Raw genomic sequence first — 14,821 nt, 5'->3', positions numbered from 1 at the left:
AGAATCGCTTGGTGATCACACACGTTTCAGCTACTGTTGTAACTAGCCTTTGCCCCAAAACCTGTTAGATCAAATACACTACACAATTCTGAGAGCGTGCGTTTTCCCTACAAAACCTAATATTAAGCTTGAATGTCGTTCGAGTTGTCGGAGGACAATATAGTTTGTTGGATTCCAATAAAGTCTGATCATTTTCAATAAAAGTTATCACTTTTCCTCTGCTATTTCATTCCGCAGAGGTTATATGAACCGACGATAGCAAACACGCTTTTACCTACTATGAGTTTTACTTGATTACGTTCTCAATGTAAGAACAAACTATTTCGTGTGCTTTTGCTAGTATTGATCTAACCGATCAGTTCATAATTCATTTACTTACAATTAATTACCTACTAAATCTGACTTGTTGCGCTCATATTTAAGATCATGAGCGCTGTCAAAATTAGGCAACCCGTTAGCACGTTTTTATGAGTAGTCGATGACTAGGATTGGTCATCGAGTACTTAAGACCGTTAATTATATGAGTCATGCTTGTAACGAAGCGTCATATACTTATCTTCGTATGAAAGGTTAACGGAAATGTCAGTTTGTTGAGATCTGAAATCAACACTCCTTGTTCGGTATTTGTTATACGGAATGTCCATTCCTGTCTCTTTGTAGTTTTTTCTTGCAACAAAATTTCGAACATCTTGGAAGACGGACTCACTTTGGGTTTTAAACGAGGTCTCGATTAAAACCAATCTATCTTCACACTTGCCTTCCCCATATTCTAGGAAAGCAAATCTAACTTTATCGATTTTTGGAAGGGAGAGGTTATTACCCTTTATGTACCTCTGCTCTTTGATAAAAATCGGATTTTTGCCATTGTTATTAAAGCTGTAAAAAGGAGAACTAGATGATAAATAATCTCTCGAGTTTGTTAGCTCACAGCTACTGCTTATTCCCATCTTTAGTCCGTAAAGCTCAACTGGTTTTTTGTTGGTGCACAGTTTTAAGTTATCAGGGTTACCTGAGCAAAAGACAAAACGGTCAGACTTAAGAGCGTCAATGAAATCAGCTTTAGCACCACTCTTTATACTTTCAGAAAGATCCGATACTTGAGTGCTAAGATTGTCCTTTGCATTAAATGATATGAATGGATAGATTTTCCTGCTTAAGCTGTAGAAATCAACCTCCGATTCTAGTTCTAAGTCAGGGTTGGCATCGCTCACAAGGCGATAAATTTGTCTGTATTTTGTTGCGAGTTGATGTAGTTCTTGCATTTCAGGCGTGTATATTTCTAACGCCTTTTTGTATTCAAGTTGCAGTTGCCTTGGTAAGTTACCAAGATTTACAACTTTATCCTCATCAGTGAAGTTATATTGAAACGCATAAATTCCGTCAGTATCGTCTCGGAGCACTCTTAACTTAATTTTCCAGCCATCATCACTGTAAAGATCATAGTAATAATTTCGAGCAGTATTGATGCTTGGGTATTGTTGAGCAACATTAAAGGCAGCAAGGGAAAGAGCGCTATTCACAAGGTAATTGTCGTAACTATCTCCAATTACAGGCTTGAAGCTGCGGTCGATCACTACAGGTTCAGATGGAGCAGTTGAACTAGAAGATGTGACGGATGATGAGCATCCTGATAACGCCAATAGCAACGTAATTGCTATTTGTTTTTTTATGATGGAGAGTGACATGATGATGTTTCCGATTTGATTAATTACCCATAACTTGCACAATGGTCTTTCCAACCGTTGTGAAATGAATATCCAATTAACATCTAGTGTTGAGAGCGCAGGTATTGGTTGATCCATTTAGAAATTTGATTGAGATTATTATGTAACCTGGTTTTTATGTCTACAGAATTAGTCACAATTCGATAATAAACAGAACCCATTAAATCGTTAATTTATAAGTGGTTATAAGTCTACTAGCAGTTAACAGCGAGAATTGGATGCCAAGGCACTGTGAACTTTTTACCTGGAACGAGTATTTATTGAAGGGCGCCACCTCTAACGGTAGGTTGTATGAGCAGTACTACCGATAGCGGATATAAAGTTAACGATTTACCGTCCTTTAATTTATCCATGAATTATTAATTTAGGAAAATCGCTGGCACATTTCTGTCCAAATCCCATTTAGACGCCCAATAATTAAAAAAGGGATTGGTATTTCTACCAATCCCCTCCAAACTCTCTTTCTACTTACAAGCTCTCAATTGCCTTTTGAACCGCAGGGCCAATCTGGCGCTTACGTGAAGTGACACCTTCCAAAGTCAGCATGTCACTTGTTGGTTCAGCGTTGAAAGCCGATTTGATGACTTGATAGTCGCTTTCATCCACCCACAATAAGTTCGCTTCTTTGTTCTTGGTATCTGTGATTGAAAAGAACAGATGGTCTAGCCCGTTCTCTTTTTTGTAAGTCTTCATTGCTGCTAGAAGATCGTCTTTACGGTCAATCAGTTGTTGAGCCATTAGTGTTTCAGCAACACCGATACCCACCTGTTTGCCACCGTACTTAAAGTTTTTGTAATCCAGCGTCAGAATGGTTTCAGATGAAAGGTGGCTAAGATCTGACTTAGCAACCAACATCTGTTGACCGAAGTCTTCGATATCTGAAATGCCTGCAACCTTCGCCAGCTTCTCTGCGTATTCACGATCATGATCTGTTGTAGTTGTTGATTGGAATACCACTGTGTCAGAAAGAATCGCACCCAAGCCAACACAAGCGAGGTGTTTAGGTAATGTCACATCGAGCTTTTCAGCATTGTCAGCCAGTATAGTTGCAGCTGAACCCCAACCTCGGATATCCATCTCGACAATCTGCGGGGTGTTAATTGGAGAGCCACCAATCGCATGATGATCGACCACTGCCACAATGGATGCTTGATCAATAGTTGGTGCTAATTGAGTCACTTGGTTGAAGTCAACCAGCCCCACTCGATATGAAGAGTAATCTGTCTCTACACGTGGAGATTCTGCATTACAGTAGTTCAAGATAAACGTCGATTCAGGATTAATCGGCTCAGGCACTGTCGCCGTACCACCATAAATATGAGCCGCGAGCATCGCAGACATTACCGTGTCGCTGTCTGGGCTTAGGTGCCCTGTCCATACGAGATCTTCACTGTTTTCATTGGCAGATTGTTGCAAGCTAAAAGCAAAACTTGCTGAACTGAAAGACATAATTACGGCTGCAACGACAGGGGTTAGCTTCACGGGTATTTCCTTATTTAAATGCGATATAGAAGCCCATAAGCTAAACACCAAAAATTTCAGAACCGTGTAACTAATATTTCAGTTTTACTTCAGTAAGTAACTAAATGTAATTGCCCTTAGGCTTTCACTGTTAATCACACCAAAGCTCAACTTGGATTAGGTTAGCTTTTCATTATTTCACAATGAATTTCAATGAACCCTAATGATAAGAAAGCTAAGACACTGATTTATTGACCACATAACATCATCAACCCACATACTGAAAATAAGATAATCTTATTAAAAATGGATTATCGAAAGGCACAAAAAAGGCTGCAAAAGCAGCCTTATCGAGTAAGCATAAATATGCTATTCAATCATCGAGATCGAGGTTTTTTTCCTCCCCTTCCCGTTGCTGGTAAGGGAGCGGAGATGTACACCAAGGGGAGGTTAGGAGGGGATTCTAGTGTTTGTATCGAAAGGTGTTGCTGTCATCAATAATCTCAATTTTGACTTTTACTACGCCTTTCTTAACGTCACCAATTTGAGAAAATGCTTTGTGGGAAAGGTCAATCACTCGGCCTTTTACGTAAGGGCCTCTATCGTTAATTTTGACATCGACTGACTTGTTATTGGCTGTATTGGTCACTCTCACGATAGTCCCAAATGGCAAGGTTTTGTGAGCGGCTGTATAGGCGTTTTTATTATACGTTTCACCACTTGCCGTCAGTTTTCCATGGAATTTATCGCCATACCAAGAAGCCACTCCCACAAGCGCATGTGAATTGGCATAGCCCTTTGTTTTTGAAGTATCGACGGCCGCATGTGACGAGCATCCGGCAAGCAAAGTAATAAGAAAAGCGGCAAAGATAAGGTTTAGTTTTTTCATGCTATTTCAGTAGATCTTCTTCATGTAATGTTTATCTATTTTCATTGTAGTGCGGTTCAGCAGTATTGAACTGAGTATTATGAGTTCTCAGCGAAGGCTATCACTAGTGTGATTCCGCAATGTTTTCATGAAGCACGCTCGCTTCAGTCATATTCATGAAAGGTTTTATCTTCAAAACGTCAACTTTAACAATGCCTTAAAGTTGTTGATTTATTAACCGCCACCACATGATGGAGCACTTAAAAAGCACACAAACAAAAAAAGGATTGGTATCTCTACCAATCCTCTTTAGGGGGTGTTTCGGTTTATCTACCTTATGGAAGGTAGTAACGCGATTACTCGTAGTCAGTCGCGTACGTGTCTTCGTATGTGTGCGAGTAGAACTCGAACAGGTTGCCAAACGGGTCTTCTAGGTAAACCATTTGTGCTTGTTTTAGTTCGTCTTCTGGGTGGTAAGGCATGATGTCCATACGAACCTTACCGCCAAACTCTTCAACACGCTTAATCGCTGAATGAAACTGCTCTTTTGGAAGTTGCAGACAGAAGTGGAAGATACCTAAGCGAGAGAAATCAACGTTGTGACGCTCTTCACGGTCAACCATTTCGAACATCTCAACACCGATACCATCAGATGTTACTAGGTGAGCAATGTTGAAACCTTTAAAGCCTTCACCAAATACTGCAATACACATGCGGCCGATTGCTGATTCGCGCTCTTCCATCACTTTAGTGTTGTTCATTACGATTCTTAGACCTAGCGCTTTTGTGTAAAACTCGACTGCTTTGTCCATGTCGCCAACCATGATGCCTACGTGATTCATTTTCATAACTTTCTCCAAATTCTCTTTAATTCTGTATTTTTCGAAGACTCGCTTCGGTGTTTCGTTTCGATGGAGAGAGTATATGGAGATACGACGATTAACTGAAATTATCATAATTTATATTAATGATAATTTTATGTTATTTACCAAGTTAAGTGAGATGCCAACACGTCACACAATAAGTTAAAGTTGAGAGCCACATATGTCATGTGGCTCTAGTTAAACATCCTTAGTTCAGCACGAAGAAGCCCGTTACGCTTTACTGGTCTGTACGACGTTCGAAATCTGCTTGGCTTTTGTTTCAGGCACCAAAGACATCAACCCGGTAGTCACAAGCGCGGCAATACCAGACATGGTTACAGGTGACCCAAATATGCTTTGCACTAGCTTGGGTGCTTCTTTCAATAAATCCGGCACTAGCATCACCCCAAGCCCTAAGCCTAGTGAGATGGCAATCGTCATAATTCTGCGGCGATCCAGTTTTTCATTGGCGATGATTTTGATGCCCGCCGCAGCAACCGTACCGAACATCACTAATGTCCCCCCGCCCAATACTGGCTTTGGAATCGTCATTAAAACCGCACCTAAGATGGGAAATAACCCTAACAGAAAAAGAATCGCGGCAATGAAGTAGCCGATGTAGCGACTCGCGATCCCCGTAAAATGGATCACACCGTTGTTCTGGCTGAAAGTCGTGTTCGGAAAAGTATTGAATACCGCTGCGATGAGCGAGTTCACACCGTCACCTAGCACGCCAGCCTTGAGTCGATTGATGTATTTTGGCCCCTTAACTGGCTGCCCTGAGAACATACTGTTGGCGGTAAGGTCACCCGTGGTTTCAATAACGGTAATCAAGTAAATAAAAGCGATAGGCAGGAAGGCTTGCCAATCAAAAGCGAAGCCATATTTAAATGGGATAGGAATACTCAATAGCGGTTGAGAAGCAAAAGAAACCATAGACGCTTTACCCATCAAAATGGCAACGCCCCAGCCAACTACCAACCCAACTAAAATCGACGACAGCCTAACCATATTATTGTTACTCAGGTTAAGCACGACTATGGTTCCGAGGACGATGGCACCCAACATCAGATTGCTTCCAGAGCCAAAATCTTCGGCGCCAACGCCACCCGCAATATCAGTAACACCGACTTTAATCAAAGAGATACCTATCGTCGTGATAACGATTCCAGTCACAACGGGCGTGATAACGACTTTGAGCTTTTCGATAAAGCGCGATAGTACGATTTCAACAAATGCACCAAAGAAGCAGACACCGAAAATGGTAGCGAGCATTTCATCTGGCCCACCTCCATTCGCTTTAACCAGAAAACCTGCACCTAATACAGATCCCAAGAACGCAAAGCTGGTTCCTTGGACACAGATCATCCCTGCGCCAACTGGCCCTATTTTTCTCGCTTGAATGAAGGTACCGACCCCAGACACCATGAGTGCCATGCTGATCAGATAAGGAATGTGCTCACCCAACCCAAGCACACCGCCAATAATGAGTGTGGGCGTGATAATACCAACGAAACTGGCTAATACATGCTGCAACGCTGCGTAACTGGCAGCTCTGACTGATGGTCGATCGTCTAATCCGTAGATCAATTCACTGTTCTGTTCCATGTGACTTCCTTTATGTATTTTTTATTGTATACAATTTACATAAAGACAATAGTGCAACATATATGCCAATGGTTTAACATCATACTTATCAATCAGTTAAGTTTCATCTCTAGCCAATGCTGCACTATAGAGCAACACAGTCGGCTTGTTTTAGTGCAACGAAGAACACACAAAGCACTCGTTTGCTCTAGTTTACTCGTTACCTCTAACCAAATACCGCAGACACAAAAAAAGGATTGGTATCTCTACCAATCCTCTTTAGGGGGTGTTTCGGTTTTTCTACCTTACGACAGGTAGATGGCGTCTATTACTCGTAATCAGTCGCGTACGTATCTTCGTATGAGTGAGAGTAGAACTCGAATAGGTTGCCAAACGGGTCTTCTAGATAAACCATTTGTGCTTGTTTTAGTTCGTCTTCTGGGTGGTAACGGTGAATGTCCATACGTACCTTACCGCCAAACTCTTCAACGCGCTTAATAGCTGAATGAAACTGCTCTTTTGGAAGCTGTAGACAGAAGTGGAAAATGCCTAAGCGAGAGAAATCAACATTATGACGCTCTTCACGGTCAACCATTTCGAACAGTTCAACACCGATACCATCAGATGTTACTAGGTGTGCGATGTTGAAACCTTTGAAGCCTTCACCAAATACAGCAATACACATACGGCCGATTGCTGATTCACGCTCTTCCATCACTTTAGTGTTGTTCATTACGATTCTTAGACCTAGCGCTTTCGTGTAAAACTCTACTGCTTGGTCCATGTCGCCTACCATGATGCCTACGTGATTCATTTTCATAACTTTCTCCAATTCGTTTTTTATTCTGTGCTTTTCGAAGTCTAACTTCGGTATTTCGTTTCGATGAAGAGAGTATAGGGAGAAACTATGATTAACTTAAATTATCATAAATTATATTAATGATAATTTTTCGTTATCTGCAAATTAGTAGGAGATCTCAGCTCACTTAAAGAAACACTGTCTACATCAATGTTCACGCTATACATAAATGTTCTCGCTATACATAGATGCTCAAACTGTAAATAGGCGCTCTACGGTAATAGAGACAAACCTAATATAGAGAACAACCTAAAGAGCATAGCTACTGAAATTAGGTATTGCCGACCTTTGATAGCTTTTGTCGATAGCTTTCTCCTTTCGAAGATAGGATTCGCCTATTGAATCTATAGAAATGTCCGATTTCACTAATTTTCGGTGGCAATGCAATATATCTACATCGACGCGGGATAGCGTTAAACACTATAAATTAGAAAGAGAGTCAAATCATGATCAACACAGAAATCAAACCATTCAACGCAACAGCATTCAAAAACGGCGAATTCGTAGAAATCACTGAGCAAGACGTTAAAGGCAAGTGGGCTGTATTCTTCTTCTACCCAGCAGACTTTACGTTTGTATGTCCAACTGAGCTAGTTGACCTACAAGACAAATACGCAGAGCTTCAATCTCGCGGCGTAGAAGTTTACTCAGTATCAACTGACACTCACTTCTCTCACAAAGCATGGCACGATACTTCTGACAAAATCGGCACTATCGAATACTTCATGGTAGGCGACCAAACTGGCAACATCACAAATAACTTCAACGTTATGCGTGAAGGTCAAGGCCTTGCAGACCGTGCAACGTTCCTAATCGACCCTGAAGGCGTTATCCAAGCAATGGAAATCACAGCTGAAGGCATCGGCCGTGACGCAGAAGACCTACTACGCAAGGTTAAAGCAGCACAATACGTAGCCGCTAACCCAGGTGAAGTTTGCCCAGCTAAATGGAAAGAAGGCGAAGAGACTCTAGCGCCATCTCTAGACCTAGTAGGCAAGATTTAATCTAAGCCTAGCTAACAAGAATAGCTAAACGGTTCTACAGGCGCGCTTCGGCCCCCCTCCTAAAGGGCAGTCGCGCGCCACCCTTTCAAAACATCAACACCACAATATTTGCCGACTTGCGCCCCCTTTTTATTTTCCTTTTTCAGCAAGAAGGTATTGGTCAATACCAAGACACAGAATTTAAGAGCAGGCACGATTATGTTAGATCAAGCAATGAAGCAGCAGCTAAAAGCATACCTAGAAAACCTAAAAACCAATGTTCAGTTAGTGCTTAGCCTGGATGGCAGCGACACCGCGAACAAACTTCAAGATCTGGCGAATGACATCTCGTCTTTAACCGATAAAATTGAAGTGACTCGCGATGACAGCGCAAGCACTCGCAGCCCTATCATGCAGGTCGTGAACCAAGAGAAAGGCACCGCGATCGGTTTTGCCGGTTTGCCAATGGGTCACGAATTTACGTCACTGGTTCTAGCACTGCTTCATAGTGGTGGTCACCCTATCAAGCTTGAAGCGGACGTAATCGAGCAAATTAAAGAACTCGATCAAGAGCTTAATGTAGAGATTTTTATCTCGCTCTCATGCCAAAACTGTCCAGAAGTGGTTCAAGCCTTCAATATGATGTCGGCGATTAATCCTCTGGTTAAGACAACGATGATCGACGGCGCAGCATTCCAAGATGAAGTGAAGTCTCGCGACATCATGGCAGTACCAAGTGTATTCGTTAATGGTGAGCTATTTGGTCAAGGCCGTATGTCACTGGCTGAAATCCTTAACAAGGTTGATTCAGGCGCAGCGGAAAAGAAAGCAGCAAACCTAAACCAACAAGCACCGTTTGATGTATTGGTTGTCGGCGGCGGCCCTGCAGGTTCTTCAGCGGCAATTTATGCTGCACGTAAAGGCATTCGTACTGGTGTGGTTGCTGACCGATTCGGCGGTCAAGTGATGGACACCATGGCGATTGAGAACTTTATCTCAGTGAAAGCAACCACCGGCCCTAAATTAGTGGCAAGCCTTGAAGAGCACGTAAAAGAGTACGGTGTTGAAGTAATGACTGAGCAGCGCGCTGCAAACATCATTGCGGCAGAAGACACTGAAGACGGTTACATCCACGTTGAGCTAGAGAGCGGCGCAACACTACGAGCTCGCACGGTTATCACAAGTACCGGTGCTCGCTGGCGTGAAATGAACGTTCCGGGTGAGCAAGAGTACCGCAATAAAGGCGTCGCTTACTGCCCACACTGTGACGGTCCTTTATTCAAAGGTAAGAAAACAGCGGTTATTGGTGGTGGTAACTCAGGCATCGAAGCGGCAATTGATTTAGCGGGTATCGTTGAACACGTAACTGTGCTTGAGTTTGCGGACACACTGCGCGCTGACCAAGTACTTATCGACAAAGCGAACGCAACGCCAAACATCGAAATCATCAAGATGGCTCAAACCACACAGGTATTGGGTGATGGAACTCGCGTAACTGGTCTGGAATACAAAGACCGCAACACCGATGAACTTAAACAGATTGAACTCGCAGGTATCTTTGTTCAAATCGGCCTAATGCCAAACAGCGAATGGTTGAAGGGTTCGAAAGTTGAGCTCTCACCACGCGGTGAAATTGAAATTAACGCTCATGGCGCAACATCAATGAAAGGTGTGTTCGCAGCGGGTGACGTAACAACCGTACCTTACAAACAGATCATCATTGCGATGGGTGAAGGTGCGAAAGCAAGCTTAGGTGCATTTGACCACCTAATCCGTAACTCAGCTCCAGTTAAAGAGGCTGAAACCGCTTAACCTTTACACTGAAAAGCTTAAAGCTTTTAACTCAAGTTCCTTAAATATTTTGTTAACTTAATTCTTTACTGTTAACGACTTAGTCGACATTTAGACGCCACTCCTATGGATTTAGGAGTGGTTTTTTTCTTTGTGATTTACGCCGGTTGATAAAGCATAAAGGCAACCACCATCGCTAAGCTTCCGCCCAAGCAACGGTTCACAAACATCATCTGTTTTGGTGATTGCAGTAGCTTTTTAAGCATGGTGCCGCAATACGCCCACACCAACATGCACGGTACACCGGTAATCACCATACCCGCGATAATGGTCACGACTTGAATCAAGTAATCTGCATTCGGAGTGATGAACTGCGAAAACACGGTTAATGACGCTATCCAACCTTTAGGATTTAACACCTGCACCAACACACCCGACACAAAGCCTGAACGATTGTCGGTGGTGCTTTCTTCGATTTGCATATTCGCAATCGACCACGCCATGAACAGCAAATAAGCCGCACCCGCGTATTTCAAAATGCTGTATAGCTCTGGGTAAAGGGTAAATAGGCTCACCAAACCGACACTAGAACCCGCCAGTACGATGATGATGCCAACAGCGTTCCCAGAGATAAAAGGTAAAGTCGCAGCAAATCCATAATGACTTGAAATCCCAAGTAATGCGATATTGCCTGCCCCAGGGGTAATTGCAATTGATGTTGAAAATAGCAAGAACGCCAGCATTAATTGAGAGCTCATTTCCTCTCACTCCTAATAAGTAAAGTATTTATAGGGAGAGAGTTTACAGATTCGACTAGGAATTAAATTGCTATATAGGCTAATATTAATCCAAATCTGAGCAAGACTTTTCTAAAATATCCATGAAACAGAAAGAATCCACCAAAGAAGTGTTAGATGACACAGATATCGCCATCTTAGAACATATCCAACAAGACGGACGCATGAGCAACAGCAAGCTCGCAGAGAAGGTCAACCTCAGCGAAACCCCATGCTGGCGTCGTTGGAAACGCATGGAAGAAACTGGCTATATCGATGGTTACGCCGCTAAGCTGAATCGTAAGAAATTAGGCTTTCATGTGGCTGGTTTTACCCTTGTAACACTAGGCAATCATGAAGTTGAAAACACAGAACCGTTCGAAGAGTTTGTCGCGGTAACCGATTGGATTCCAATGTGTCACTGCATTGCAGGCGGCGCCGATTACATGGTGCAAGTGTTGGCGAAAGATTTAGAAGAGTACTTTGAGCGTATTAGCTCGATCAGAAGAGTCAAAGGCGTGAGCGCGATTCAGTCGAACATCTCAGTAAAAGAGTTGAAAAACAGCTATCGATTACCGCTTTCAGATTAGCTCCCTAAAACACATAAAACAAAAAGCCCAGCCGCGATAGATTTCTAAAGTCTAAGGCTCTGGGCTTAACGTTATTATTTACTGGGTTAACTGGCTTAGCTATTCACAAGGATGAGCTAGATGGATCAAGGCTAAACCACCGAGTGATGTTTCACGATATTTCTTGTTCATGTCTTTACCGGTTTGGTACATGGTTGCGATGACCTTATCGAGTGAGATCAAAGACTTGCTGTTTCGCTTCAATGCCATGCGAGATGCATTAATTGCCTTCATCGCACCCATCGCATTTCGCTCGATACACGGCACTTGAACCAAGCCGCCAATTGGGTCACAAGTCATACCCAATGAGTGTTCCATCGCGATTTCCGCCGCAATACAGATCTGCTCATTGCTGCCACCGCGTAGTGCCGTTAATCCCGCAGCCGCCATAGAGGATGATACGCCTACCTCACCTTGGCATCCTACTTCCGCACCAGAGATCGAAGCGTTAGTTTTGTACAGAATACCAATCGCGCCCGATACCGCTAAGAAATCTTTTAACTGCTTAGTATCCAACTCTTTAATGAAGCGATGGTAGTACATCAACACAGCAGGAATAACGCCCGCCGCACCATTGGTTGGTGATGTTACCACTTGGCCACCAGCCGCATTTTCTTCGCTAACCGCAAACGCAAACAAGTTAATCCAATCCATGATTTCCATTGGGTCGTTTTCAACCGCCGCATTCGCTTCTAACTTTTTCAGTAGGTTAGGCGCACGACGAGTTACGTTCAAACCACCATCAAGAATGCCTTCGGTTTCAAAGCCACGCTCCATACAACGACTCATCACTCGCCAGATTTGATCCGCTTTCTCTGAAATAATGTCAGCGCCTTCGAACTCCGCTTCATTTTTTAGAATCATACCACCGAGGCTCATCCCACTATTGTCAGCTTGTTGAAGCATTTCATCGGCGTTTTTGAACGGGAAAGGAACTTCTACCGCTTGGGTTTGAGTACCATTTTGCAGTTCATCAGCAGTTGCGATAAAACCGCCGCCAATCGAATAATAAGTTTCATCGACAATCACGTTGCCACTCTGGTCAAACGCAGTAATCATCATGCCATTTTCATGCAGAGGCAGATTGTCTTTGTGGAACAACATGTCGGTTTCGTAGTTGAAGGCAATGTGCTTGGTGCCCGCTAAATCCATCTCACCACTGTCTACGGCATGACGCATTGCTTGGTTTGCGCTGGTGATTTTGATGGTGTCTGGTTTATTGCCGAGTAGCCCCAATATTGTAGCTCTGTCGGTGTGGTGACCTATGCCAGTCAATGACAAAGAACCGTATAAATCCACCTGAATACGCGTCACTTCTGCGATTTTATCAGCGATTAATTGTGTGAAATGGAAACCCGCAATCATTGGGCCGTTGGTGTGAGAGCTCGATGGCCCAACACCAATTTTGTAGATATCAAAGATCGATAACATAGATATACCAGTAAAAAATCGGTCAATTAAGAAAGAGCGGCATAAAGCCAATCAGGGATAACAGTACAAGCAGCAATCGTCACAACAGCGAACACCAACAAGCCATAATGACTCGCGGTAGGCTTTGCAAACAAATGCTTTTGCTTTTCTATAAATTCATTTTGTTGCTCGGTTACCTCTCCCCAGAAGCGGCTCACAACAACACCTAACACTAAGAAAACCACAGTGCCAATCAAGGCAAACCAAGGCCAAGCTATTCCGCTGTATTTGGCGATGAATACGACGGCCACACTGCCAATACTGCCCGCAATTACGCCTTTCTCGTTTGCTTGTTTGAAGAACAAACCCAAGATGAAAGAGCCAAGGCGAATACCAACAAAAATAGAGGTTAAGCTCGCAATCGTTTTAAGCACTGATTCATTAGAAACAGCCAGTAACGCAGGCACAACAACCGACGCTGCAGCAACCAGGCTCATTTTTCTAGCCACTGATTCATAGTGCGCGTCAGAGGCTTGCTTACGGAAGAAGCGCTTATAAAAATCGAACGTTGCGACCGTCGCCATAGAGTTATAAGTGGAATCCAATGTCGACATTGCCGCTGCCGAAAGTGCTGAGATCACCAAACCAACAATGATTGGGTTGGTATGGTTAAACACAAAATCGAGAATCACTTCGTTGCTGTTTTCAAAACTGCTGTCTTGATAAAAGACACTTAACAGCACCCCCATCACAGCAAAGAACAGATAAACAAAAAATGCGCCGTAGCCACAAAGCAACATCGATTTTTGCGCTGTTTTAACACACTTAGTCGCCAATGTTCTTTGAATAATCAGTTGGTTAGTGCCATACACACTCAGGTGCAAGAAGCTCACAGCCACTACGCCGGCCCACAATGTGGTATCGACGCCTAAGTCAAAATCGAGATTGATGATATTCAAATGTTCAGGAGACAACATCTCGCCCGCATCGATTTTCATCAGCAATAAAACAAAGATCGCAATGCTGCCGATAATCAACACTGCTGACTGAAGCATGTCAGTCCAGATTACAGTCGAGATACCACCCGCATAGGTATACAACGCAGTAAATACGCTGATGTAGATGATCGCCTCAGAGATACTCACTGGCAGCACTTGCACTAAGATCAGGGCTACCGCATACAGAATAACCCCTGCCGAAATACACTGAACCACAATGAACACGATGGAATTGATCGTGCGAGCAACAACGCCAAAGCGGTGCTCTAGGTATTCGTAAATCGAGGTTAGGCCGAGCTTGTAAAACACCGGAACAAAGAAAAGCACAGTGAAAAAGATCACTATTGGATAGTTCAAATGTACGCTCATCGCTTCCATGCCTGAGCTATAAACCCAGCCCGGCATGCCAACGAACGTCATTGCGCTGATGTAGGTTGCAAGAATCGACACACCTGCCGTAAACCAACCAAACTGTTTTCCACCAGTCGAAAAGTCGCCACCGACGCTATAGCGCCTATTAACTAAGTAGCTGATAAACAAAGTAGTTAGCACATAAAGAGCAATAACCACAAAACTTGAGTACGTAACCATTTTTAGATTCCGTTTATTGTATGTCGCAATTAATTCGCTGCCAATAGTACTCAAAAATGGATGTTTTCCCTCAAAAACCCACAATAAGTGTGACTATTATCACTAAGATAGACGATTAAACACTCAAACCACCCCACAAAGCACAAAAACCCAGTAAAATGAGATCAAGATCACTAAAATGCACAAAGTGGGTACGCACTCATTTTAAAATTGACTTTGATCACGGATCTAATAACCACAAAAATTCTATTATCTCTCCCGAAATGAAGACGGTGTGATGA

The 14,821-nt window shown here is 43.1% G+C and carries 12 protein-coding genes; 3 read left to right on the top strand and 9 right to left on the bottom strand.

Annotation, left to right across the window (positions count from 1 at the left end):
• Positions 1-512 precede the first annotated feature (512 nt).
• The 6 genes from AB4583_RS13205 to AB4583_RS13180 form a co-directional block, all read right to left on the bottom strand.
• Complete coding sequence (locus AB4583_RS13205; protein ID WP_372117647.1) at positions 513-1,685, bottom strand: hypothetical protein; 1,173 nt, start codon at positions 1,683-1,685, stop codon at positions 513-515.
• 507 nt (positions 1,686-2,192) lie between these two features.
• Positions 2,193-3,206, bottom strand: a complete 1,014-nt coding sequence (locus tag AB4583_RS13200) for a manganese-dependent inorganic pyrophosphatase (RefSeq protein ID WP_017062680.1) — start codon at positions 3,204-3,206, stop codon at positions 2,193-2,195.
• Positions 3,207-3,648: 442 nt separating this feature from the next.
• Positions 3,649-4,074, bottom strand: coding sequence for a septal ring lytic transglycosylase RlpA family protein (locus AB4583_RS13195; protein ID WP_017068116.1), 426 nt, complete (start codon positions 4,072-4,074; stop codon positions 3,649-3,651).
• 335 nt (positions 4,075-4,409) lie between these two features.
• Positions 4,410-4,901, bottom strand: coding sequence for a VOC family protein (locus AB4583_RS13190; protein WP_017069627.1), 492 nt, complete (start codon positions 4,899-4,901; stop codon positions 4,410-4,412).
• 246 nt (positions 4,902-5,147) lie between these two features.
• Complete coding sequence (locus tag AB4583_RS13185; RefSeq protein WP_017069628.1) at positions 5,148-6,524, bottom strand: uracil-xanthine permease family protein; 1,377 nt, start codon at positions 6,522-6,524, stop codon at positions 5,148-5,150.
• A gap of 307 nt (positions 6,525-6,831) precedes the next feature.
• Positions 6,832-7,323 carry a VOC family protein gene (locus tag AB4583_RS13180; protein ID WP_008220945.1) on the bottom strand — a complete coding sequence of 164 codons (492 nt, stop codon included), beginning with the start codon at positions 7,321-7,323 and terminating at the stop codon, positions 6,832-6,834.
• Positions 7,324-7,808: 485 nt separating this feature from the next.
• Between AB4583_RS13180 and ahpC the strand changes: the two genes are divergently transcribed.
• Positions 7,809-8,366, top strand: coding sequence for an alkyl hydroperoxide reductase subunit C (ahpC, locus tag AB4583_RS13175; RefSeq protein ID WP_016798107.1), 558 nt, complete (start codon positions 7,809-7,811; stop codon positions 8,364-8,366).
• A gap of 198 nt (positions 8,367-8,564) precedes the next feature.
• A complete protein-coding gene (ahpF, locus tag AB4583_RS13170; protein WP_372083950.1) occupies positions 8,565-10,157 on the top strand; it encodes an alkyl hydroperoxide reductase subunit F in 1,593 nt (530 codons plus the stop codon).
• 137 nt (positions 10,158-10,294) lie between these two features.
• Here ahpF and AB4583_RS13165 read toward each other — a convergent pair whose 3' ends face one another.
• Positions 10,295-10,894, bottom strand: a complete 600-nt coding sequence (locus tag AB4583_RS13165; RefSeq protein ID WP_372117641.1) for a LysE family translocator — start codon at positions 10,892-10,894, stop codon at positions 10,295-10,297.
• A 122-nt stretch (positions 10,895-11,016) separates the two neighbouring features.
• Here AB4583_RS13165 and AB4583_RS13160 point away from each other — a divergent pair, with 122 nt between their 5' ends.
• On the top strand, positions 11,017-11,502 hold the full coding sequence (locus AB4583_RS13160; protein ID WP_017065258.1) for an Lrp/AsnC family transcriptional regulator: 486 nt from the start codon (positions 11,017-11,019) through the stop codon (positions 11,500-11,502).
• A 99-nt stretch (positions 11,503-11,601) separates the two neighbouring features.
• On the opposite strand, the gene AB4583_RS13155 is transcribed toward AB4583_RS13160, so the two are convergent.
• On the bottom strand, positions 11,602-12,972 hold the full coding sequence (locus AB4583_RS13155; RefSeq protein WP_017065257.1) for an L-serine ammonia-lyase: 1,371 nt from the start codon (positions 12,970-12,972) through the stop codon (positions 11,602-11,604).
• A gap of 26 nt (positions 12,973-12,998) precedes the next feature.
• The gene (locus tag AB4583_RS13150) at positions 12,999-14,540 is read right to left on the bottom strand and encodes a sodium:solute symporter family transporter (protein WP_017065256.1); all 1,542 of its coding nucleotides are present in this window, start codon (positions 14,538-14,540) and stop codon (positions 12,999-13,001) included.
• Positions 14,541-14,821 lie beyond the last annotated feature (281 nt).

Origin of the sequence: Vibrio sp. 10N.222.49.C12 (assembly GCF_041475025.1) — a bacterium.
GTDB classification, from domain to species: domain Bacteria; phylum Pseudomonadota; class Gammaproteobacteria; order Enterobacterales; family Vibrionaceae; genus Vibrio; species Vibrio crassostreae_C.
This window is presented reverse-complemented; position numbering and strand designations above follow the sequence as displayed.

Excerpts from the sequence above, each read along its gene's own strand:
- AB4583_RS13205 (WP_372117647.1), bottom strand. The coding sequence starts at position 1,685 with ATGTCACTCTCCATCATAAAAAAACAAATAGCAATTACGTTGCTATTG.
- AB4583_RS13195 (WP_017068116.1), bottom strand. The coding sequence starts at position 4,074 with ATGAAAAAACTAAACCTTATCTTTGCCGCTTTTCTTATTACTTTGCTT.
- AB4583_RS13190 (WP_017069627.1), bottom strand. The coding sequence starts at position 4,901 with ATGAAAATGAATCACGTAGGCATCATGGTTGGCGACATGGACAAAGCA.
- AB4583_RS13185 (WP_017069628.1), bottom strand. The coding sequence starts at position 6,524 with ATGGAACAGAACAGTGAATTGATCTACGGATTAGACGATCGACCATCA.
- AB4583_RS13180 (WP_008220945.1), bottom strand. The coding sequence starts at position 7,323 with ATGAAAATGAATCACGTAGGCATCATGGTAGGCGACATGGACCAAGCA.
- ahpC (WP_016798107.1), top strand. The coding sequence starts at position 7,809 with ATGATCAACACAGAAATCAAACCATTCAACGCAACAGCATTCAAAAAC.
- ahpF (WP_372083950.1), top strand. The coding sequence starts at position 8,565 with ATGTTAGATCAAGCAATGAAGCAGCAGCTAAAAGCATACCTAGAAAAC.
- AB4583_RS13165 (WP_372117641.1), bottom strand. The coding sequence starts at position 10,894 with ATGAGCTCTCAATTAATGCTGGCGTTCTTGCTATTTTCAACATCAATT.
- AB4583_RS13160 (WP_017065258.1), top strand. The coding sequence starts at position 11,017 with ATGAAACAGAAAGAATCCACCAAAGAAGTGTTAGATGACACAGATATC.
- AB4583_RS13155 (WP_017065257.1), bottom strand. The coding sequence starts at position 12,972 with ATGTTATCGATCTTTGATATCTACAAAATTGGTGTTGGGCCATCGAGC.
- AB4583_RS13150 (WP_017065256.1), bottom strand. The coding sequence starts at position 14,540 with ATGGTTACGTACTCAAGTTTTGTGGTTATTGCTCTTTATGTGCTAACT.